13 protein-coding genes are annotated in these 22,860 nt (G+C 69.9%); 10 read left to right on the top strand and 3 right to left on the bottom strand.

The window, feature by feature from the left end; translation table 11 throughout:
* The first annotated feature begins 178 nt into the window (after positions 1-178).
* The 4 genes from ACNJ93_RS24495 to ACNJ93_RS24510 all read left to right on the top strand — a co-directional run bounded on the left by ACNJ93_RS24495 (position 179) and on the right by ACNJ93_RS24510 (position 4,726).
* On the top strand, positions 179-2,788 hold the full coding sequence (locus tag ACNJ93_RS24495) for a DUF4118 domain-containing protein (protein ID WP_418959579.1): 2,610 nt from the start codon (positions 179-181) through the stop codon (positions 2,786-2,788).
* Between the two features lie 26 nt (positions 2,789-2,814).
* Positions 2,815-3,501: a response regulator gene (locus tag ACNJ93_RS24500; RefSeq protein ID WP_418959580.1), complete on the top strand. Its 687-nt coding sequence runs from the start codon at positions 2,815-2,817 to the stop codon at positions 3,499-3,501.
* A 61-nt stretch (positions 3,502-3,562) separates the two neighbouring features.
* Positions 3,563-3,961 carry an OB-fold nucleic acid binding domain-containing protein gene (locus ACNJ93_RS24505; RefSeq protein WP_418959581.1) on the top strand — a complete coding sequence of 133 codons (399 nt, stop codon included), beginning with the start codon at positions 3,563-3,565 and terminating at the stop codon, positions 3,959-3,961.
* 3 nt (positions 3,962-3,964) lie between these two features.
* On the top strand, positions 3,965-4,726 hold the full coding sequence (locus ACNJ93_RS24510; protein WP_418959582.1) for a DUF3159 domain-containing protein: 762 nt from the start codon (positions 3,965-3,967) through the stop codon (positions 4,724-4,726).
* Between the two features lie 87 nt (positions 4,727-4,813).
* Here ACNJ93_RS24510 and ACNJ93_RS24515 read toward each other — a convergent pair whose 3' ends face one another.
* Together ACNJ93_RS24515 and ACNJ93_RS24520 are read right to left on the bottom strand one after the other, a co-directional pair.
* Positions 4,814-5,494, bottom strand: a complete 681-nt coding sequence (locus ACNJ93_RS24515; RefSeq protein WP_418959583.1) for a potassium channel family protein — start codon at positions 5,492-5,494, stop codon at positions 4,814-4,816.
* Entirely contained in the window at positions 5,494-6,162 is a 669-nt protein-coding gene (locus ACNJ93_RS24520; RefSeq protein WP_418959584.1) for a potassium channel family protein, read from the bottom strand. The genes ACNJ93_RS24515 and ACNJ93_RS24520 overlap by 1 nt, the downstream gene beginning before the upstream one ends.
* 233 nt (positions 6,163-6,395) lie before the next feature.
* Here ACNJ93_RS24520 and ACNJ93_RS24525 point away from each other — a divergent pair, with 233 nt between their 5' ends.
* The 6 genes from ACNJ93_RS24525 (at position 6,396) to ACNJ93_RS24550 (ending at position 21,818) form a co-directional block, all read left to right on the top strand.
* On the top strand, positions 6,396-8,447 hold the full coding sequence (locus ACNJ93_RS24525; protein ID WP_418959585.1) for an APC family permease: 2,052 nt from the start codon (positions 6,396-6,398) through the stop codon (positions 8,445-8,447).
* Between the two features lie 82 nt (positions 8,448-8,529).
* A complete protein-coding gene (locus ACNJ93_RS24530) occupies positions 8,530-9,849 on the top strand; it encodes a class I SAM-dependent RNA methyltransferase (protein ID WP_418959586.1) in 1,320 nt (439 codons plus the stop codon).
* Between the two features lie 205 nt (positions 9,850-10,054).
* Positions 10,055-19,171 carry a DNRLRE domain-containing protein gene (locus tag ACNJ93_RS24535; RefSeq protein ID WP_418959587.1) on the top strand — a complete coding sequence of 3,039 codons (9,117 nt, stop codon included), beginning with the start codon at positions 10,055-10,057 and terminating at the stop codon, positions 19,169-19,171.
* A gap of 113 nt (positions 19,172-19,284) precedes the next feature.
* A complete protein-coding gene (locus ACNJ93_RS24540; RefSeq protein ID WP_418959588.1) occupies positions 19,285-19,683 on the top strand; it encodes a hypothetical protein in 399 nt (132 codons plus the stop codon).
* 89 nt (positions 19,684-19,772) lie between these two features.
* Complete coding sequence (locus ACNJ93_RS24545) at positions 19,773-21,281, top strand: DUF4246 domain-containing protein (protein WP_418959589.1); 1,509 nt, start codon at positions 19,773-19,775, stop codon at positions 21,279-21,281.
* 135 nt (positions 21,282-21,416) lie between these two features.
* Positions 21,417-21,818, top strand: coding sequence for a hypothetical protein (locus ACNJ93_RS24550; RefSeq protein WP_418959590.1), 402 nt, complete (start codon positions 21,417-21,419; stop codon positions 21,816-21,818).
* A 107-nt stretch (positions 21,819-21,925) separates the two neighbouring features.
* Here the strand turns inward: ACNJ93_RS24550 and ACNJ93_RS24555 are convergent, their stop codons facing one another.
* Positions 21,926-22,819: a crotonase/enoyl-CoA hydratase family protein gene (locus tag ACNJ93_RS24555; protein WP_418959591.1), complete on the bottom strand. Its 894-nt coding sequence runs from the start codon at positions 22,817-22,819 to the stop codon at positions 21,926-21,928.
* Positions 22,820-22,860 lie beyond the last annotated feature (41 nt).

The following is a 22,860-nucleotide window of genomic DNA, read 5'->3' on the forward strand; positions in this document are numbered from 1 at the left end:
TGCTCCTCGGGTTCTCGTGGGGCCTGCTCGTTGCCTACACCCTGAGGTCGGAGCCGTCCGCGCGTTCTCGACACGACCCGCGGGGTTCTTCCGGAAATCCATCAGGATCGCGTCAAGGTCGTCCGGCCGGTCGTTCACGCGTACGGGAGGGGTCCCGCGCCGGACGTATGGTCGTCCCATGGGACGAGGCAAGCTGCGGATCTACCTCGGTGCGGCACCGGGCGTCGGCAAGACCTACGCGATGCTCTCGGAGGCCCACCGGCGCGTGGAGCGGGGCACCGACTGCGTCGTCGCCTTCGTCGAGCACCACCACCGGCCGCGTACCGAGGCGCTGCTGCGCGGCCTGGAGCAGGTGCCGCGCCGGACCCTCGAACACCGGGGCGCCGCGTTCACGGAGATGGACGTGGACGCCGTCCTCGCCCGGTGTCCGGGCGTGGCCCTCGTCGACGAGCTCGCCCACACCAACGTGCCCGGCTCCCGGAACGCCAAGCGCTGGCAGGACGTCGAGGCGCTGCTCGCGGCCGGGATCGACGTGATATCGACGGTGAACATCCAGCACCTGGAGTCCCTCGGCGACGTCGTCGAGTCGATCACCGGAGTCCGCCAGCAGGAGACCGTCCCCGACGAGGTCGTCCGGCACGCCGACCAGATCGAGCTGGTCGACATGTCGCCACAGGCGCTGCGCCGCCGCATGGCCCACGGGAACGTGTACCAGCCCGACCAGGTGGACGCGGCGCTGTCCAACTACTTCCGCCCCGGCAACCTGACCGCCCTGCGCGAGCTGGCCCTGCTGTGGACGGCCGACCGGGTCGACGAGTACCTCCGGCAGTACCGCGGCGAGCACGGCATCCGCAGCACCTGGCAGGCCCGCGAGCGGATCGTCGTCGGCCTCACCGGCGGCCCCGAGGGCCGGACCCTGATACGGCGGGCCGCCCGGCTCGCCGAGAAGGGCGCGGGCAGCGAGGTCCTCGCCGTCTACATCGCCCGCAGCGACGGCCTCACCGCGGCCTCCCCGAAGGAGCTCGCCGTCCAGCGCACCCTCGTCGAGGACCTCGGCGGCACCTTCCACCACGTCATCGGCGACGACATACCGTCCGCACTGCTCGACTTCGCCCGGGGCGTCAACGCCACGCAGATCGTGCTCGGCTCCAGCCGCCGCAAGACCTGGCAGTACGTGTTCGGCCCCGGCGTCGGCGCCACCGTCGCCCGCGAGTCCGGGCCCGACCTCGACGTCCACATCGTCACCCACGAGGAGGCCGCCAAGGGCCGCGGACTGCCCGTCGCCCGCGGCGCCCGGCTCGGCCGCTCCCGGCTCGTCGCCGGCTGGCTCGTCGGGGTCGTCGGACCCGCGCTGCTCACCCTGCTGCTCAGCCGCGTGAACGCCGACCTCGGCCTGGCCAACAACATGCTGCTGTTCCTGGCGCTGAACGTGGCCGCCGCCCTGCTCGGCGGACTGTTCCCGGCGCTCGCCTCCGCGGCGCTCGGCTCCCTGCTGCTGAACTGGTTCTTCACCCCGCCCATCCACCGGATCACCATCGCCGACCCGAAGAACATCGTCGCCATCGCGGTCTTCTTCTTCGTCGCCATGTCGGTCGCCTCCGTGGTCGACCTCGCCGCCCGCCGCACCCACCAGGCCGCCCGGCTGCGCGCCGAGTCCGAGACCCTCTCGCTGCTCGCGGGCAGCGTGCTGCGCGGCGAGACCACCGTGGAGGCGCTCCTGCAGCGGGTCCGGGAGACCTTCTCCATGGACTCCGTCGCCCTGCTCGAACGCGCCGGCGACCTCGAACCTTGGACCAGCGCCGCGAGCGTCGGCCCGTACCCCGCTGCGCGCCCCGAGGACGCCGACGTCGACATGCCGGTCAACGACCGGCTCGCGCTGGCCCTCACCGGCCGGGTGCTGCCCGCCGAGGACCGGCGGGTGCTCGGCGCGTTCGCCGCCCAGGCCGCCGTGGTCCTGGACCGGCAGCGGCTGGTCGGCCAGGCGGAGGAGGCCCGCAAGCTCGCCGAGGGCAACAAGATCCGCACCTCGCTGCTGGCCGCCGTCAGCCACGACCTGCGCACCCCCCTCGCCGGCATCAAGGCCGCCGTCTCCTCGCTCCGCTCCGACGACGTCGAATGGTCCGAGGAGGACGTCGCGGCCCTCCTGGAGGGCATCGAGGACGGCGCCGACCGGCTCGACCACCTGGTCGGCAACCTGCTCGACATGTCCCGGCTCCAGACCGGCACCGTCACCCCGCTCATCCGGGACATCGACCTCGACGAGGTCGTCCCCATGGCGCTCGGCGGCGTCCCGGAGGGCAGCGCCGAGCTCGACGTTCCCGAGACGCTGCCGATGGTCCGGGTCGACAAGGGGCTCCTGGAGCGGGCCGTCGCCAACATCGTCGAGAACGGCGTCAAGTACAGCCCCGAGGGCGTCCCCGTCGTGGTCGCGGCCAGCGCCCTGGGCGACCGCGTCGAAGTGCGCGTCGTCGACCGGGGACCCGGAGTGCCCGACGAGGGCAAGGACGGGATCTTCGAACCGTTCCAGCGCCTCGGCGACGCCCCGCGCGGCGCGGGCGTGGGCCTCGGCCTCGCGGTCGCCCGCGGCTTCGTCGAGGCCATGGGCGGCACGATCAGCGCCGAGGACACCCCGGGCGGCGGCCTCACCATGGTCCTCACCCTCCGGGCGGCGTCCGGCGCGGCCCGGCCCGCCGGCCCGCCCCCCGGTCCGCCCTCCGACGCGGGCACCGCCTCCTCCGGCGCGGCCCCCGCCGCCCCCGACGCAGCCCCCGCCTCCACCGTCTCCTGACGCCGGCAGAAAGCAGGTATACCTCCATGACCCGGGTCCTCGTGGTCGACGACGAACCGCAGATCGTCCGCGCCCTGGTGATCAACCTCAAGGCGCGGAAGTACGAGGTGGACTCCGCGCCCGACGGCGCGACCGCCCTCCGGCTCGCCGCCGAACGCCATCCCGACGTCGTCGTGCTCGACCTGGGCCTGCCGGACATGGACGGCGTCGAGGTCATCAAGGGCCTGCGCGGCTGGACCCGCGTCCCCGTCCTCGTCCTGTCCGCCCGGCACACCTCCGACGAGAAGGTCGAGGCCCTCGACGCCGGCGCCGACGACTACGTCACCAAGCCCTTCGGGATGGACGAACTGCTGGCCCGGCTGCGCGCCGCCGTCCGCCGCGCCGAGCCCGTCGGCGGGGGAGAGGACGGGGTCGCCCTCGTCGAGACGGCCTCGTTCAGCGTCGACCTCGCGGCGAAGAAGGTGCACCGCGACGGCAAGGACGTCCGCCTCACCCCCACCGAGTGGCACCTCCTGGAGGTCCTCGTCCGCAACAGCGGCCGGCTGGTCAGCCAGAAGCAGCTGCTCCAGGAGGTGTGGGGCCCGTCGTACGGCACGGAGACCAACTACCTCCGCGTCTACATGGCGCAGCTGCGCCGGAAGCTGGAGGCGGACCCCTCGCACCCCCGCCACTTCGTCACCGAACCGGGCATGGGCTACCGCTTCGAGCACTGATCCGAATCGGCGGTCGCGGAGGCCCCGACCCCATGACAGCAGGGCCCGGTACGCTTTCTGTATGAGTGCTGCACCTCGTACGGACAAGCCCGCCGGACGGTTCCGCCGGATGCTCGACCGCCTGTCCACCTCGCAGGAGGACCTGGAGTCGGAGGAACTCCAGGAGGACACCCAGGCGTCCGGGTGCACGCCCATCTCCGCCTGTTCGGACCGCCAGATCGTCAAGGTCACTGGTACCTTGCGCACGGTCACGCTGCGCCCCCGCGCCGGCGTGCCCGCGCTGGAGGCCGAGCTGTTCGACGGTACGGCGCCGCTCGACGTCGTGTGGCTGGGCCGGCGGTCCATCGTGGGCATAGAGCCGGGCCGCAAGCTGATCGCCTCCGGCCGGATCTCCATGAGCCACGGCCGACGGGTCCTCTTCAACCCCAAATACGAGCTGCGACCGCTCGGACAGGAGTAGCCGGTGACGTCCCTCGACAAGCCGACGACGGATCAGCACGACGATCGGCAGGGCGACGCGGGCCCGGCCTCGAAGGAGGTCACCGAGGCCGCGCTGTTCGAGGCGTTCGGCGGCCTGCGGGGCATGATCGAGACGGTGCTCCCGGGCCTGCTCTTCGTCACGATCTACACCATCGACAAGGACCTGCGCCTGTCGGCGATCGCGGCGCTCGCCGTCTCGCTCGTCCTGGTGGCGGTCCGGCTGATCCGCCGGGACACGGTCAAGCACGCCTTCAGCGGCGTCTTCGGCGTGGCGTTCGGCGTCGCCTTCGCGATGATGACCGGCAACGCGAAGGACTTCTACCTGCCGGGCATGCTGTACACGCTGGGTCTCGGCCTCGCGTACATCATCACGACGCTCGCCGGTGTGCCGCTCATCGGTCTGATCCTCGGCCCGGTCTTCAAGGAGAACCTCTCCTGGCGGACGCGGAACCCCGGACGCAAGAAGGCGTACGCCAAGGCGAGCTATGCCTGGGGCGTGATCCTGCTCGCCAAGTGCGCGATCCTCTTCCCGCTGTACTGGTGGGCGGACACCACCCAGCTCGGCTGGGTCCTGGTCGCCCTGAAGATCCCGCCGTTCCTGCTGGCCGTCTACCTGACCTGGGTCTTCCTGGCGAAGGCCCCGCCGCCGATCGACGTCTTCGCCGAGATGGAGGCCGAGGAGCGCGCCGAGAAGGAGCGCAAGGCCGCCGCCGCCCAGGCGACCCAGCAGCAGCCGGAGGCGTAGCACCGCGCCGGTTCACGAGGTCACGCGAAGGGGCCCGGAGAGCGAGTGCGCTCCCCGGGCCCCTTCGTCGTGCGTCCGTCCCCGGCGTCAGCCGGCCGACTCCTCCTCGCGGCGGACCGACAGCAGGTCCTCCAGCTGCTCCTCGCGGGCCTGTGCCGCGACGAACAGCAGCTCGTCGCCCGCCTCCAGCGTCTCCTCCGCCGTCGGCGTGAGGACGCGGGAGCCGCGGATGATCGTGACCAGCGAGGTGTCCTGCGGCCAGGCCACGTCCCCGACGGCCGTGCCCGCGATCGCGGACTCCGGCGGCAGCGTCAGCTCCACGAGGTTCGCGTCGCCGTGGCTGAAGCGCAGCAGCCGGACCAGGTCGCCGACGCTCACCGCCTCCTCCACCAGGGCCGACATCAGCCGGGGCGTCGACACGGCGACGTCCACGCCCCACGCCTCGTTGAACAGCCACTCGTTCTTCGGGTTGTTCACCCGGGCGACCACCCGCGGTACGGCGTACTCGGTCTTCGCCAGCAGCGAGACGACCAGGTTCACCTTGTCGTCGCCGGTCGCCGCGATGACCACGTTGCAGCGCTGCAGCGCCGCCTCGTCCAGCGAGGTGATCTCGCAGGCGTCGGCGAGCAGCCACTCCGCCTGGGGCACCCGCTCCACCGAGATGGCCGTCGGGGCCTTGTCGATGAGGAGCACCTCGTGCCCGTTCTCCAGCAGCTCGCCCGCGATGGAACGGCCCACCGCACCCGCGCCCGCAATCGCGACCCGCATCAGTGACCGCCCTCCTCGGGCCCGGCGGCGAGCGCCGCCTCGACCTTCTCGATGTCGTCCGTCCGCATCATCACGTGCACGAGGTCGCCCTCCTGCAGCACCGTCTGCGAGCTCGGGATGACGGCCTCGCCGAGCCGGGTGAGGAACGCGACACGGACGCCGGTCTCGTCCTGGAGCCGGCTGATCTTCTCGCCGATCCACGCCGGGGAGGTGTACACCTCGGCCAGCTGCACCCCGCCGCTCGGGTCGGTCCACAGCGGCTCCGCGCCGGAGGGCAGCAGCCGCCGCAGCATCTGGTCCGCCGTCCAGCGGACGGTGGCGACGGTCGGGATGCCCAGGCGCTGGTAGACCTCGGCGCGCTTGGGGTCGTAGATCCGCGCCGCCACGTTCTCGATGCCGAACATCTCGCGCGCCACCCGCGCCGCGATGATGTTCGAGTTGTCGCCGGAGCTCACCGCCGCGAAGGCGCCGGCCTCCTCGATGCCGGCCTCCCGCAGCGTGTCCTGGTCGAAGCCGACCCCCGTGACGCGACGGCCCCCGAAGCCGGAGCCCAGGCGGCGGAAAGCCGTCGGGTCCTGGTCGACGACCGCGACGGTGTGTCCCTGCTGTTCCAGGGTCTGCGCGAGAGCGGCACCCACTCGCCCGCAGCCCATGATGACGACGTGCACGTCCCCTTACCCCGCACTCCTGATCGTCTTGCTGACCTGCGAATACACCCTGCTCACAACTTTCCTCGCCCGACTCGCCCGGGCAGCGGCGGACAGCAGCCTGACGTACTGCCCGGTCCGAGCTTATGCGTCAAGCCCCTTCCGGGCCGCATCCGCGTCGACGACCGGGAGATTCGGTGCGCATCGGGGGTGCGCGTGGGCGCGGCCGGTTTCGAACGCTTACGATCCTCTGCGTGCCGAAACTGACCGACGTGCCCAAACGGATCCTCATCGGGCGGGCCCTGCGCAGCGACCGACTGGGGGAGACGCTGCTCCCGAAGCGGATCGCCCTCCCCGTCTTCGCGTCCGACCCGCTGTCCTCGGTGGCGTACGCGCCCGGCGAGGTGCTGCTCGTCCTCTCGATCGCGGGGCTCTCGGCGTACCACTTCAGCCCCTGGATCGCGCTGGCCGTCGTCGTCCTGATGTTCACGGTCGTCGCCTCGTACCGGCAGAACGTGCACGCCTACCCCAGCGGCGGCGGCGACTACGAGGTCGCCAACACCAACCTGGGCCCCAAGGCCGGGCTGACCGTCGCCAGCGCTCTGCTCGTCGACTACGTCCTCACCGTCGCCGTCTCCATCTCCTCCGGAGTGGAGAACCTCGGCTCGGCGATCCCGTTCGTGGTCGAGCACAAGGTGCTCTCCGCGATCGTGATCATCGTGCTCCTCACGCTGATGAACCTGCGCGGCGTGAAGGAGTCCGGCAGCCTCTTCGCCATCCCGACGTACGTCTTCGTCGCCGGCGTCTTCATCATGATCATCTGGGGCGCGTACAAGGGGATCGTCCTCGACGAGACCATGAAGGCCCCCACCGCCGACTTCGAGATCAAGGCCGAGCACGAGGGGCTGGCCGGTTTCGCGCTGCTCTTCCTGCTCCTGCGCGCCTTCTCCTCCGGCTGTGCCGCCCTCACCGGCGTCGAGGCGATCTCCAACGGCGTCCCCGCCTTCCGCAAGCCGAAGTCGAAGAACGCCGCGACCACGCTGGCGCTCATGGGCGGCCTGGCCGTCACCATGTTCTGCGGCATCATCTTCCTGGCCATGGCCACGGACGTGCGGATGGCCGAGCACCCCGCCGAGGACCTCATCCACAACGGGAAGCCGGTCGGCGAGAGCTACGTCCAGGACCCGGTGATCTCCCAGGTCGCGGCGGCGGTCTTCGGCGACGGCACCTTCTTCTTCGTGCTGCTCGCCGCCGCCACCGCCCTCGTCCTGTTCCTGGCCGCGAACACCGCGTACAACGGCTTCCCGCTGCTCGGCTCGATCCTCGCCCAGGACCGTTACCTGCCGCGCCAGCTGCACACCCGCGGCGACCGGCTCGCCTTCTCCAACGGCATCGTGCTGCTGGCCGGCGCGGCCATGCTGCTGGTGTGGGTCTACGGGGCCGACTCGACCAAGCTGATCCAGCTGTACATCGTCGGCGTCTTCGTCTCCTTCACCCTCAGCCAGACCGGCATGGTCCGGCACTGGAACCGGCACCTGAAGACCGAGCGCGACCCCGCGAAGCGCCGGCACATGATCCGCTCCCGCGCGATCAACACCTTCGGCGCGTTCTTCACCGGCCTGGTCCTGGTCGTCGTCCTCGCCACCAAGTTCACCCACGGCGCCTGGGTCGCGCTGCTCGGCATGGTCATCTTCTACGTGACGATGACCGCGATCCGGCGCCACTACGACAGCGTCGCCAGTGAGATCGCGGCGGCCGAGGAGCGCCCGGACGAGTACGTCCGCCCCTCCCGCGTCCGCTCCATCGTCCTCGTCTCCAAGCTGCACAAGCCGACGCTGCGCGCCCTCGCGTACGCCAAGCTGATGCACGCCGACGAGCTGGAGGCGCTGAGCGTCAACGTCGACCCGGCCGAGACCAAGGCGCTCAAGGCGGAGTGGGACCGGCGCTCGATCAACGTGCCGCTGAAGATCCTCGACTCCCCGTACCGCGAGATCACCCGGCCGGTGATCGAGTACGTCAAGAACCTCCGCAAGGACAGCCCGCGCGACGCGGTGATGGTCTACATCCCCGAGTACGTCGTCGGCCACTGGTACGAGCACCTGCTGCACAACCAGAGCGCCCTGCGGCTCAAGGGCCGGCTGCTGTTCACCCCCGGCGTGATGGTGACCTCGGTGCCGTACCAGCTGCAGTCCTCCGAGGTCGCGAAGAAGCGGGCGCGCAAGCGCCAGGAGTGGAACGCGCCCGGATCCGTGCGGCGCGGTCCGGTCGAGAAGGGCACGAGGGAACCGACCGGAAAGACGAACTAGACTGGTGGGCTGCCGTACGAAACGGCAGCCCACCGCCGCTGTTCGCGGTGCTTTCGCTGAAGATCCCCTGGAGCCCCCGATCATGCAGAACGCCCCCGCCGAATCGCTGATCGGGACGGAGTACGAGGTCGAGGTCGGGCCGGTGGCCCACGGCGGCCACTGCATCGCCCGCACCGCGGAGGGCCGGGTGCTCTTCGTGCGCCACGCGCTGCCGGGGGAGCGGGTCGTCGCCCGCGTGACGGAGGGCGAGGAGACCTCGCGCTTCCTCAGGGCGGACGCGGTGACGATCCTCGACCCCTCCAAGGACCGCGTCGAGGCCCCCTGCCCCTTCGCCGGGCCGGGCAAGTGCGGCGGCTGCGACTGGCAGCACGCCAAGCCGGGTGCGCAGCGCCGGCTCAAGGGCGAGGTGATCGCCGAACAGCTCAAGCGGCTCGCCGGGCTCACCCCGGAGGAGGCCGGCTGGGACGGCACGGTCATGCCGGCCGAGGGCGACAAGCTCCCCGCGGGCGAGGTCCCGCAGTGGCGTACCCGCGTCCAGTACGCGGTCGACGCGGAGGGCCACGCGGGCCTGCGCAAGCACCGCTCGCACGAGGTCGAGGTCATCGACCACTGCATGATCGCGGCCGAGTCCGTCTCGGAACTCGGCATCGAGAAGCGCACCTGGGAGGGCATGGAGTCGATCGAGGCGATCGCCGCCACGGGCTCCCAGGACCGCCAGGTGATCCTGACCCCGAAGCCGGGCGCGCGGCTCCCGATCGTCGAACTCGACAAGCCCGTCTCGGTCCTGCGCATCGGCGAGAAGGACAAGGCCGTCCACCGCGTCCACGGCCGTGCCTTCGTCCGTGAGCGCGCCGACGACCGCACGTACCGCGTCGGCGAGGGCGGCTTCTGGCAGGTCCACCCGAAGGCCGCGGACACGCTGGTGAAGGCCGTCATGCAGGGCCTGCTCCCGCGCAAGGGCGACATGGCCCTGGACCTGTACTGCGGCGTCGGCCTCTTCGCCGGCGCCCTCGCGGACCGCGTCGGCGACAAGGGCGCCGTCCTCGGCATCGAGTACGGCAAGCGTGCCGTCGAGGACGCCCGCCACAACCTCCAGCACTTCGACCGCGTCCGCATCGAGCAGGGCAAGGTCGAGACGGTCCTCCCGCGCACCCGCATCTCCGACGTCGACCTCATCGTGCTCGACCCCCCGCGCGCCGGCGCGGGCAAGCAGACGGTCACCCACCTCGCCGGCCTCGGCGCCCGCCGCATCGCCTACGTCGCCTGCGACCCGGCCGCCCTCGCCCGCGACCTCGCCTACTTCGCGGACAACGGTTACCGCGTCCGCACGCTGCGGGCGTTCGACCTCTTCCCGATGACGCATCACGTGGAGTGCGTGGCGATTCTGGAGCCGGTGAAGTAGGGCTCCGGCCTGCGGTTTCCGGTCGGTGTCGGCGACTTCCTCGCCGGCCCGGCCGGCGTCGTCGGTGCAGGGGGCGTTTTTGGGGTCGGCATAAGTCGGATATGACTCCTACTTCTCGGCGCTTGACATGTCACCGTCGAGCGCTTGTATAACTCGGCGCTGTCGTCCGCCAGTCGGCGGTCGAAAGGCTCCGAGAGGGAATCCGATGTACCGACCAAGAGCCAGGCGGCTCGTGGCGATCAGCGGGATGGTGGCGCTCCTTGCCACGGGGGTCCCGCAGCCAGCCTTTGCCGCGCCGGGCGACGGCCCAGGGTTATTCGACGCGATCAAGGACTGGTGGGGAGGTGACGAGCAGGACGCCGAACCGCCGCGGCTTCCCGACACCGCGGTGCCCAGCCATGAGCACCTGCCCCGGGGGAAGGCCGCCGGTGCCCCCAAGCGGGTGAAGGAACTCACCGAGCGGCGCACGCCCAGCGCCCGCTACTGGCAGCTGTCCGACGGACGCGTCCAGGCCGAGGTCTCCACCGTGGCCACCCACTACGGCGCGGGCAAGGGCAAGGACAAGGAGTGGAAGGCCATCGACACGGCGGTCGTTCCGACCGGCCGCGAGGGCTTCCGGCACGCCAACACCACCAACGTGGCCCGGACGTACTTCGGTGAGAACCCCGCCGAGCTCGTCCGCTTCGAGATCGACCCCGGTCACTGGGTCGCGATCGGCATCAAGGGTGGGACGGCGAAGAAACTCGTCCCGGTCGTCGCCGGCAACGTCGTCACCTACCGCGACGCCCTGAACGGCGCGGATCTGACGTACACGATCGGCCACGGCACGGTGAAGGAAGGCATCGTCCTGAACGGGCGGCCCCAAGCCGCTCCGCAGTACGACTTCACCCTCACCACCCACGGGCTCGAGGCGAAGCAGCAGAGGAACGGCTCGATCGTCCTCTTCAGCGAGAGCTCCGGTCCGTCCCAGCCCGAACTGGTCATTCCGGCCCCGTTCATGACGGACGCGAAGAGGGACGACCGCTCGGCCTACGGAACCACCTCCTCCGATGCCGTGCAGCAGCAGCTCACCGGCAAGGAGGGCGCGTACGGCATCCGCCTGCGGCCCGACGCCGCGTGGCTGGCCGCCCCCGAGCGGCAGTACCCGGTGGTCGTCGACCCGACCCTCTCGATCTCACCCACGTCAAGCCAGTCCCAGGACGTGATGATCTCCTCGGACGGGCCGACCAGCAACTACGACGGCAACTGGCGGCTCTCCGTCGGCAACACCGCCACCGGCTCCTCCCGGGCCCTGCTGAGGTTCCCGCTCGGCAGCGTCCCGGCCGGCACCAAGCTGGACTCCGCGGACCTCAAGCTCTACTTCGACCAGACGCACACCACCGGCAGCACCGAGGTCCAGCTGGAGGCGCACCGGGCGACCGCCGCCTGGGACGAGACCACGGCGACCTGGAACAACGCCAACGGCATCACCGGTGAGCTGTCCGGCACCTCCGTCGTGGTCGACGACGGGGACACGGGCACCACGGCCGCCAGGGGTGCCTGGCCCGCCTCCACCAACACCACGTACACGCAGCACGCGGTGGGCCAGGACTACCGCTACAACAAGGACACGATCGCAGGCGACTCGTACACCTGGCAGCCGAACCTCCCCGAGGACGGCACCTACCAGGTCGAGGCGCACTACGTCCCGGCGTCCGACCGCGCGACCAGCGCGCCGTACACGGTCACCTACGACGGCGGCAGCAAGACCTACACGGTCGATCAGGCCGCCGGCGGCGGCGGGGTGTGGAAGACCCTGGGCAGCCACCCGTTCAAGGCGGGCACCCTGGGCAAGGTCGTCCTGGGAGACGCCCCCGCCTCCTCCACCACCTCGGTCATCGCGGACGCGGTCCGGCTGACCAAGGGCGGTGTGGTCACCAAGAAGCCGAACGAGTCCAACACCTGGCACTCCTTCAGCGTCACCAAGACCGTCCAGTCCTGGATCGACGGCACGAACGCCAACCACGGCTTCGTCGTGAAGGCCGGGGACGAGAGCGCCAACGGCCCCAAGGGCGGTCCGCGGTACGAGGCCGCCGAATACGCCTACAAGGGCGAGGTCGCCAACTTCCCGAAGCTGGTCCTCACCTGGGGCCGGCCCGGTGTCACGCTGGACGCGCCACAGGTCATCCACGCCACCGGCGCCGAGCTCGACTGGTCCGCGTACGCCGACCCGTCGACCGCCGACGGCGACGACATCGTCGAGTACCAGGTCCACCGCAGCGTGTACCAGACCTTCACGCCGTCCGCGCAGACCCTGGTCGCGCCGGTGTCGAAGGACCTGACCGCGTTCACGGACTCTACGGCCACGCCGACGCCCGCCGATTCGGCGGACTCCTTCGGCAACGTCTTCTACTACATGGTCGCGGTGAAGACGAAGGACGGCCAGGTCGTTCCCGCGCCGACCCAGATCGTGAAGCTGCCCAAGGCCGGCCGCACCACGGTCGTCCTCCAGGGCACCGGAACCGACACCACCCTGTCGTCGGCGCAGCCCACCACGGGTCACGACACGCTCTCCGACTCGGGCATCGCCCGTCCGTGGCTGTCCGTCGGCAACAACAGCGGCACGTACGGCAGGACGCGCGCCCTGCTGAAGTTCCCGGTGTCCGGCATCCCCGCCACCTCGCGTGTGCTGGAAGCCCAGCTCGACCTGTGGGGCACCACGACCACGACCGGAAGCGCCGGGGCGATCTACGAGGCCCACGGTCTGACCAAGGACTTCGACGAGGCCACCGCGTCGTGGAACAACGCCACCTCCACCAGCGCGTGGACGACGGCGGGCGGTGACATGGACGCCGCGGTCGCCGACACGGTCGGCACGGTCACCAACGACCCGGCGCGGCAGAGCTGGTACGTCACCTCGCTCGCGCAGGGCTGGGTCTCCGACCCGGCCACCAACAAGGGCGTGGCGATCCGGCTCAAGGACGAGTCGGCGACCGGCCCGCAGGAGCGGACCCTCTTCCTCTCCTCGGAGGCGGAGGAGCCGCAGCTGCGGCCGCAGCTCGTGGTCACGTACATCGACAAGTCGACGGACTCGACGTACTTCGCGCCGTACACGCCGGCGCGCGTGATCCCCGGCGACCAGTACACGGTCGACGTCACGCTGACCAACACCACCACCGCCGTGTGGCGGGCCGCGGACCACAAACTGTCCTACACCTGGTCCCTCCCGGACGGCACCGACGCCACCACGGGCGGCAACCAGCTGCTGACCGCGCTGCCGAAGGACCTGTACCCGGGTGACACGGTCACCGTGCAGGCCGCGCTGAAGGCGCCGGTCAACTCGGAGTCCGGCAACAAGAGGCTCGACCACATCCTCAAGTGGGACCTGCGCAACACCACGACGGGGACCTGGCTGTCGGCCACGGAGAACATCCCGCCGCTCGCGCAGAACGTCCGCACCGAGGACCCGACGTCGAACCAGCTGGGTCTGGAGAAGTTCTACTCGTACGCGGGCAAGAACACCGGCGCCGGTTCCACGCTGATGACGAACCTGTACGCGGGCAACACGATCTGGCAGTACAACGCCTTCAACAACCCCGGCCGCGGCCTGTCGACGTTCGTCCGCTTCGCGTACAACTCGCAGGACACCTCGGACACCGTCCTCGGTCACGGCTGGTCGGCGCAGGCCGCCATGCCCTTGCGGCTGGGCGCGGCGCTGGACTTCCACCCGAAGCCCGACCCGACCCAGGTGACGCTGCCCGACGGCGACGGAACCGAGCACGTCTTCCGCAAGCAGCAGGACGGCACGTGGAAGGCCCCGGCGGGCGTCCACTACCTGCTCCAGCGGGGCGCAGGCACGGACTGCGTCCCGAACAAGGACGGCGACCCGAAAGCCTGGTCGCTGACCCGGCCGGACCGGACCCAGTTCTTCTTCGACTGCGACGGTCACCTGACGTCGATCGTCGACAAGAACGGCAACACGCAGACCTACACCTACGAGCAGCGCAGGTCCAACAACAAGCCGACGAAGTTCCTCAAGTACATCACCGACCCGACGGGCCGCCAGACCCTGACGGTGGAGTACTACACCAAGGGCCAGTCGTACCCGTACATCGACGACACCGGCTCGAAGGTCACGGGAACCAACCTCACCAACCCGAAGATCGTCGACCACGTCAGCTCGATGACGGACATCTCGGGCCGCAGGCTCGCGTTCGTCTACAGCGACAAGGGCCTGCTCGGCGAGCTGACGGACGGTGCGGGCTCGTCGCAGCCGAAGGTGTTCACCTTCGTCTACGACGCGACCCAGGGCAACAAGAACGCGAAGCTGGTCCGGGTCACCGACCCGCGCCGCAACTCGACCTCGCTGGACTACTACTACCCGAGCGAGGGCGACGACCCGAAGTTCCACTGGAACACCCAGACCATCACCGACCGCCTGGGCGGCGACACCGGGTACGTCTACACGGACCCGGACGGCACGGCGGGCTCGGTCATCGAGACCGAGGTCACGGACGCCGAGAACCGCGCGACGACGCAGGCGCTCGACGGGTACGGCCGGGCGAGCCGGATCACCAACGCCAAGTCGGAGACCACCAAGGTCGCCTGGGACGCCGACAACAACGTCACCCGCCTCGAAGCGGCCGACGGATCGGTGTCCACCTGGATCTACGATCCGAAGACCGGCTACCCGCTGGAGCAGAAGGACGCCGAGGCCAACAAGAACGGCACGGCAGCCACGACCTTCACGTACGCGACCGGTCTGAACGGCCACATCGCGGACCTCTTCCGGAAGACGTCCCCGGAGGGCCGCACCTGGCAGTTCGGCCACGACACCCGCGGCAACCTGACCTCGGTCACGGACCCGAAGGGCGTGGCGACCACCACGGCGGGCGACTACACGTCCACCTCGGAGTACGACACGTACGGCCAGCTGACGAGGTCGATCGACGCCAACGGCCACGCGACGGTCAACAGCGACTTCCAGCCCGTCGGCTACCCGGCGACGATCAAGGACGCGCTGAACAACGCGTCGACCTTCGCGTACGACGTCCGGGGCAATGTCACCAAGGTGGTCAACGCCAAGGGCGCGCAGGTCACCCAGACCTATGACGTCTTCGGCCGCCCGCTGGAGAAGAGGGAGCCCAAGGACCAGGCGGGCGGCGTGTTCATCACGACGCCGGCGCCGGTCTACGACGCCAACGACAACATCACGAAGGTCACGGCGCCGAACGGGTCCGTGTCGACCTCGGTGTACGACAAGACGGACCAGGTCGTCGAGTCGACGGCGCCGGGCGACGAGCCGACGGACGCGCCGCGGAAGACCACCCACACGTACGACAAGGCCGGTCACGTCCTCACGGTCACGACCCCCAAGGGCAACGAGACGCCCACCGTGGGCGACTTCACGGTGACGACCCGGTACGACGCCGTCTACCAGCCCGTGGAGATCACCGACGCCAAGGGCTACACGACGACGGCGACGTACGACTCGGTCGGCAACGTCGTCAAGGTCGTCGACGCGCGCAAGCGGGCGACCGCGGACCCCGACGACTTCACCACGAAGTACGAGTACGACCTGAACCACCGCCTGGTGAGGACGGTCGACGCGCTCGGCAAGTCCACCTCGGCGCGGTACGACAAGGACGGCCTCCTCATCGGCCGGACGGACGCCGAGGGCAACGAGTCGCTCTCGACGTACGACGAGCGCGGCGCCCTGGTCGAGTCCAGGCTCCCGGTGAGCAAGGACGCCTCCGGCACCGTCACCTACCGCACCACCAAGTACGAGTACGACGAGGTGGGCAACCGGACCAAGACGATCAGCCCCCGTGGGGTCGCCACCACCGACGACACCACGGACTACACGGCCGAGACCGTCTACGACGAGCTGAACCGGGTCAAGGAGGAGCGCTCGCCCTTCGACAAGGACGACGCCCGCTACGGCACTCCGGACAGCACGTTCTACTTCTACGACGCGGTCGGGAACCTCAGTTCCGTCTCGGCTCCGCCCTCCGACGGGCAGACCGTCCGCAACGTCACCGAGTACAGCTACTTCGACAACGGCTGGACCAAGACCTCGAAGGACCCGTGGGACATCACCACGTCCTACGACTACAACGAGGCGGGCCAGCAGACGAAGAGCACCCTCACCTCGGCCGGTGGCTCCCAGCAGCGCACCCTCACCTGGGACTACTACCTGTCGGGCAACCAGAAGGCCCGCTCCGACAACGGCATCCCCGTCGGCAACCACGGCGTTCTGGTCGACAGCTCGGACTTCAACAACACGGCGATCCAGGGCGACTGGTCGCGCGTCCAGGCCGAGCAGCAGCACGGTTACGACACCTACGCACACCCCGCGGGGACGGGGACGGCACAGTTCAACTGGCAGCTCAACATCCCCCAGGACGGAACGTACGAGGTCTTCGTACGTCATCCGAAGGTGACGGGCGCGGCGAGCGACGCCAGGTTCAAGGTCGACCACAGCGGTGGCAGCGCCACCAGGACGGTCGACCAGACGCAGAACACCGGCACCTGGGTCTCCCTGGGCAGCTACGCGTTCGTCGAGGACGGCCCGCAGAAGGTCACGCTGACCGACCAGGCCAACGGCACCGTCCTCGCCGACGCGGTGAAGCTGGTGCGTTATCACGCGGGTGACACGGACAACGAGAAGAAGGACTTCACCTACGCCTACGACGCCAACGGCAACAAGATCGAGGTCAAGGACAACTCGCCCGGGGCCAAGATCGACACGTACCGGATCGTCTACGACGAGCTGAGCCGGATCAGCAAGGTCGAGGAGGTCGCGGCCGGCACGGTCAAGAACACCACGGCCCTGACCTACGACGAGGTCGGCAACCCCGTCACCTCGACGCACGACCTGACCTGGTCCAAGATCGAGTACGACGCCCGGGACATGGTCACCAGGGTCACCAACGCCGATTCGCCCACCGCGGGGAATCAGCAGGTCTCCACGATGACCTACACCGCCCGGGGGCAGCTGCTCAGGCAGACCAAGCCCAACGGCAACACGCTCGACATGACCTACTACCTCGACGGATCGGTCAAGCAGTCCGTCGAGAAGAAGGCGGACGGCACGGTCGTCGCCCAGCACGACCTGGAGTACTCGCTCAACGGGCATCGCTCCAAGGACGTGCTGAAGCTGATGAACGCCGACGACAACGCGGCGTACATCAACAACACGTACACCTTCGACTACGACCCCCAGGACCGGATCGCCAAGGTCACCAAGAGCGGTGACGACCCGTCCACGGAGTCGTACGCCTACGACCGCAACAGCAACGTCGTGGAGCAGACGGTCGGGAAGGTCACCACGACCAACCGCTTCGACCGCAACCGTCTGCTGTCCTCGACGGCGGCCGGGATCACCTCGACCTACAACTACGATCCGCTCGGCCGGCTGGACACCGTCAGCGCCGGCGGCCAGACCGTCGAGAAGTACTCCTACGACGGCTTCGACCGCACGGTGAAGACGACGTCGGGCACCGGGGCGTCGGCCTCGACCACGTCGTTCGTCTTCGACCCGTTCGACCGGACCGTCTCGCAGACCGTCTCCGGCACCGATCCGAAGACGACCGTCTTCACCTACCTCGGGATGGACAGCCAGGTCCTGCGCGAGGAGCTGAACGGCAAGGTCGACAAGTCGTACCAGTACCTGCCCTCCGGTCAGCAGGCCACCCAGATCAAGCACAAGGAGGACGGAAGCAAGGAGTATTCGCAGTACACCACCAGCCCCCGCGGTGACATCGAGGCCATCACGAAGGAGGACGGCGGCACCCGGGCCACCTACGGCTACACCGCCTACGGCTCGGACGACACGTCCCAGTTCACCGGTGCCGACAAGCCGGAGGCGGGCAACCCGGCGAAGGAGTCGTACAACGCCTTCCGTTTCAACGGAGCGCGCTACGACAAGGGGTCGGGCACGTACGACATGGGCTTCCGGAACTACGACCCGGGCCTGAACCGCTTCCTCACGCGCGACATGTACGGCGGCGCGCTGGCCGACATGGCGCTCGCCACCGACCCGTTCACCGGCAACCGCTACTCCTTCGCGGGCGGCAACCCGATCAGCTTCGTCGAGCTGGACGGCCACCTCTTCGGCCTCTCGCTGTCGGACATCGGACACGCTGCGCTGGACGTCGTCGGACTCATTCCGGTGGTGGGCGAGGTCGCGGACGTCGCCAACGGCATCTGGTACGCCGCCGAGGGCAATTACGTCGACGCCGCACTATCGCTGAGCTCCGCCATTCCGCTGGCGGGCTACGGGGCCACCGCCATCAAGGCGGGACGGTACGTCGACAAGGGGCTCGACGCCGCCGACGCCGCCAACGACACCCGCAAGGCCGCCGACAACGCGGTGGACGCGGCGACCCCGCCGAAGCCGAAGGCGGACGAGCCCGACGGCCCGTCGACGCCCAAGAAGGACGAACCGGAAGCCCCGAGCTGCCCGGTGCGCAACAGCTTCGTCCCGGGCACCCAGGTGCTCATGGCCGACGGCTCCACCAAGGCCATCGAGGACCTCCGGGCGGGCGACCTGGTCCGGGCCACGGACGTGGAGAGCGGCGACACCCGCGTACGGAGGGTCAGCGAGCCGCGCAGCAACGAAGGCGACAAGCGCCTCGTCACCCTGACCGTCAAGGCCTCCGGCAAGACCGCGGAGGTGCAGGGCGAGATCACGTCCACCGCCGACCACCTCTACTGGCTGCCGGACGCCGGACGATGGGTCAAGGCCGGCGATCTCGCACCGGGCAGCTGGCTGCGCACGTCCTCGGGCGTCTGGGTCCAGGTCACGGCGATCGACCGCTCCGAACGGCACCAGAGGGTCCACAACCTCACCGTCGAGGGCGACCACAACTACTACGTGGTCGCGGGCGGCATCCCCGTCCTCGTCCACAACCAGTGTGGTGAGCAGGTCGACTACGGATCCGACGGCCTGCCGAGGGCGGCCGCCGAGCGCCGGTTCGCACCCAACTCCGGCGTGATCCAGGGAAGCAACGTCGCCGCGGCCCGGCTGAGGGACGGCCGTGTCCTGACGGGGGTCAGCAATCCCCGGACCGGGAAGCACGCCGAGGAGGACATCCTCGGCCAGCTCAAGGACGGCGACGTCGTGGACGAGCTGTACACCGAGCGGCAGCCCTGCGGCCCCAACCAGAACAACTGCATCGGGCAACTGCTCGACAACAACCCGGGCGTGAGGATCACCTACTCGGTGCCCTGGTCCGACCACCCCGACCCCGAGGTGGCCAAGCTGCTCAACGGCAGTTCCAAGCAGCTGCTCATGGGCATGATCTACCGCTACGCACAGAACACCGGCCGGGCCAGGTAGTCTGACCTGCCTCAGCCACCGACCGCCCACCGGTTCCGCCGGTGGGCGGTCGTCGCATGTCACGGGCGGTTCTCCGCGTCCGGGTGCCGACAGAGGGGATGGACACACGCGTCATGGTGAATGCGCAGGCCCTTGCTGCTCAGGTGAGGAACGAACTGGCGGCCGCGGGGCTGCCGCTCGCGGTGCCGCACATGACCGTCGACGAGCGCTTCCGGAGCGGGGCCGACGTCGTGGTGGAGGACGAAGGCGACGGTGTGGACCGGGTGTTCGTGGCCTGGCGTGCGCATCAGTCGCTGGTGGACGCCTCGTCAGGGGCGTTGCTGCGCGGCGATCTCTCCGATCCGGCCGTCCTGCATCACGGTCTGACGGGGCGGGCCATGCGGGACGCCATGGCGGCGATCCTGACGTCCGCCGGCTTCGTCGTCGAGCACGCGGACGACTTCAACGAGTACCGGCCCCTGGAGCTGCGCGTCTCGCCCGGTCCGCACCAGGAGGACGCGTCCGAGGGGTGACCGCCCGCCCGCGGGTCCTCGGGTCCGGTGGTGTCGGTGGGGTGAAGTAGCCTTCGCGGCACCGCTTGTCTACTGGGGGGACCTGAGAATTGACTGGGCTGTCTGCTTTTCCGCTGCCGTTTCGGACCGCGCGTTCGCTCGCGTTCGCGGCACCGCGGACGTTGCGGGAACTTCAGATGATGCAGTGCAGCGCGCACATCCGCTCGAAGCCGGGGTGGTTCGACAAGAGGAACGACGCCGGCATCGTGGCCCGGTGGACGCGGGAGGCGGTCGACCAGGGGCTGACCGAGGCGCAGGTTCGTTACGTGCTCGACGAGCTCGCGCACTACGCCGCCCTGCGGGACGCGCGGACCGGTGTCGAGGTGTCCGCCGTCGACGGGGTGTGGCAGTCGGACGCGCTGGTCGACGAGGCGCTCAGGGCCCGGCTGCGGGAGGCGGTCCGGGTTCTGGAGGACGTTCCCGAGGCGGAGCAGGACTGGCATCCCGGGTCCGACGGCCAGGTGCTGGACCTGGTGCATCCGTCGTTGTTCTGCCTGGTGCGCGGCGTGAGCGGCGAGCCCGAGCGGGCCTGGGACAACCCGACGGACCGCTACTCGACGTACGAGTTCTCGGAGAAGTTCCAGTGGCTGCCCACCGATGTCGAGGTGAGCGGGGACGGTGACGTCGCCTTCCGCTCGTACGTCAACAACGTGCATCCGGAGAAGCACCGCGAACTCGCCGCCGTGCTGCCGGAGTTGTTCGCGCGCTTCCGCCCGCTGCTGGAGAACGTGCTCACGGATCTGCGCCATCCGCGGCCGCTGCGGATCCAGCCCGACCCCTACGACTGGTACGACTCGGAGCCGGAGTACCCGGACAAGTCTTCGTACGGCGACGACGAGGCCTACGCGAAGGCCGTGAGGGAGTGGGAGACCGCCCAGGACGACTGGTGGGAGAACCGCCTTCCGGTCGTCCCCGACGCCCCGGAGTTCACGCCGCCCGAGGTGCCCGACGCGGCCGCCCGGGTCGACCTGCGCGGCCGGGACCTGCAGGTCATCGTCAAGCTCGCCACCATCCATCTCACCCCGGAGAAGCCCGAGTACCCGGGCGGTTCCTGGCACGTCGAGGGGATGCTGAACGAGCGGATCGTCTCGACCGGCATCTCCTACTGGGACAGCGAGAACATCACCGAGAGCCGGCTGAGCTTCCGGGCGGCCCTCGACGACCCCGACTACGAGCAGAACGACGACAACGGGGTGCGGGAGGTCTACGGGCTGGAGAACGAGGAGGCGCTGAGCCAGGTGCTGGGGTCGGCGTCGACCCCGGCGGGCCGCTGTCTGGCGTTCCCGAACGTCCTGCAGCACCGCGTCGAACCGTTCCGCCTCGCGGATCCCACGCGTCCGGGGCATCGCAAGATTCTGGCGTTCTTCCTGGTCGACCCGTCGGCGAGGCTCGTCTCGACCTCCGACGTGCCCCCGCAGCAGCCCTGGTCCGAGACCTCGACCATGACGCTCGAACAGGCCAAGGCGTACCGCGAGGAGCTGATGAAGGAACGCAAGTTCTTCGTCGACGAGCACAACGAGCAGGTCTACGAACGCGAGTTCTCCCTCTGCGAGCACTGAGCGCGGGTACTGCGCTCCAAGTTCCGTTCGTGTCGCCGCCGGTGCGTTGTGAAGCGCCTCACATCCTGTTACGGGTGTCGGGCGGCCGGTGTCTTGTGGGCGGACCCATGAAGACGACGGAGGAGAACGCACACCATGAGCACACGGACGAACGGCACCAAGCGCGGCCTCACCTTCACCGAGGTCGCGGTCGCGCTGCAGAGCCTGTGCCTGTTCTTCCAGGCGGTCACCGCGGGCATGCTGCTGAACTCGTCCCACGGCTATCTGATGCACGACGTCGGATCGAAGGTGCTGTACGCGGCCACCATGCTGTACCTGGTCGCCGCGGTCCTCGCCTGGCGCAAGGGCGGCGGGTCGTCCCGTCCCGCCCTGTACGCCACCGGCTTCCTCCTCCTCGCCTCGGCGCAGGTCGCTCTGGGCGTCGCCCACGTGCCCTCGCTCCATGTCCCGCTGGGCGTCGTGATGTTCGCCCTCAGCGTCCTGGACCTCGCCCGCGCGCTGTCCTCGCGCCCGACGCCGCGCCCCGCCGCCGGCTAGCCGCCCCGCCGCCGGCTAGCCGGCCCGCCGCCGGCTAGCCGGCCCGCGGCCGGTCCGGCTCCTGCTCGTACGTGCCACGAGCAGGGCGGGTACCTCGTCGGCCTGCCTCAGGGACGGTCGGCGGCGGCGAGCCAGTCGTCGTAGAACGGCGGCATCGCGGACGCCCGGCTGGTGAATTCCGGGGAGCGCTTCTCCCGGAAGGCGGCCACGCCCTCGGCGCCGTCGCCGATGCTCGCGTAGAACATGGCCAGGGACTCGACCCGGTGGGCGTCCTCCGGCCGGTCCAGCGAGGCATGACGGTACGTCATCTGACGGATGAGCGCGGTCGAGACGGGTGACCGGCCGAGCGTCCAGCGGTCCGCCAGCTCGCGGGCGCGCCTCAGGAGCAGGCCGGGGTCGTGGACCTCGTCCGCCAGGCCGGCGGCCGCGGCGGCCTGCGCGTCGAGGATCTCCGCCGAGTACAGCAGGTCCAGCGCCCTGGGCATGCCGACCAGGCGCGGGAGGAACCAGGTGGAGACGGCCTCCGGCGTGATGCCGAGCCGGCCGAAGACCAGGCCGAAGCGCGCGGTCGTCGACATCAGCCGGGCGTCCATCGCCAGCGTCATGGTGGCGCCGATCCCGACCGCGGCGCCGTTGATCGCGGCGATCACGGGCTTGCGGCAGGCGTGGATCGCCAGCGTGACCCGGCCGCCGGTGTCCCGGACCCGGCTGATGCCGGGGCCGGCCAGATCGGCCATGTCGGCGAGCGTGGGCGTGCGCGACTCGTCGAGGCCGAACACGTTGCCCTCGGAGCCGAGGTCCATGCCGGCGCAGAACGCCTTGCCGGCGTCGGCTCCGGTGACGATGACGGCGCGCACGTCGTCGTTGTCGTTGACCTCCGTGAAGGTCCGTTCGAGTTCCCCGGCCATCGTCGGGGTGAAGGCGTTGAGACGGTCGGGGCGGTCGAGGGTGACGGTGAGGATGCCGTCCTCGATGCCGTGGTCGAGGGTGGTCCATGCCATGCGGGCGCGCTCCCGTTTCTGAGGGGTCCGAGGTGCGTGGG

It is taken from the genome of Streptomyces tritici, assembly GCF_048500665.1.
In the GTDB taxonomy this organism is placed as follows: Bacteria; Actinomycetota; Actinomycetes; order Streptomycetales; family Streptomycetaceae; genus Streptomyces; species Streptomyces tritici.

Excerpts from the sequence above, each read along its gene's own strand:
- ACNJ93_RS24505 (WP_418959581.1), top strand. The coding sequence starts at position 3,563 with ATGAGTGCTGCACCTCGTACGGACAAGCCCGCCGGACGGTTCCGCCGG.
- ACNJ93_RS24540 (WP_418959588.1), top strand. The coding sequence starts at position 19,285 with ATGGTGAATGCGCAGGCCCTTGCTGCTCAGGTGAGGAACGAACTGGCG.
- ACNJ93_RS24500 (WP_418959580.1), top strand. The coding sequence starts at position 2,815 with ATGACCCGGGTCCTCGTGGTCGACGACGAACCGCAGATCGTCCGCGCC.
- ACNJ93_RS24535 (WP_418959587.1), top strand. The coding sequence starts at position 10,055 with ATGTACCGACCAAGAGCCAGGCGGCTCGTGGCGATCAGCGGGATGGTG.
- ACNJ93_RS24555 (WP_418959591.1), bottom strand. The coding sequence starts at position 22,819 with ATGGCATGGACCACCCTCGACCACGGCATCGAGGACGGCATCCTCACC.
- ACNJ93_RS24550 (WP_418959590.1), top strand. The coding sequence starts at position 21,417 with ATGAGCACACGGACGAACGGCACCAAGCGCGGCCTCACCTTCACCGAG.
- ACNJ93_RS24495 (WP_418959579.1), top strand. The coding sequence starts at position 179 with ATGGGACGAGGCAAGCTGCGGATCTACCTCGGTGCGGCACCGGGCGTC.
- ACNJ93_RS24530 (WP_418959586.1), top strand. The coding sequence starts at position 8,530 with ATGCAGAACGCCCCCGCCGAATCGCTGATCGGGACGGAGTACGAGGTC.
- ACNJ93_RS24515 (WP_418959583.1), bottom strand. The coding sequence starts at position 5,494 with ATGCGGGTCGCGATTGCGGGCGCGGGTGCGGTGGGCCGTTCCATCGCG.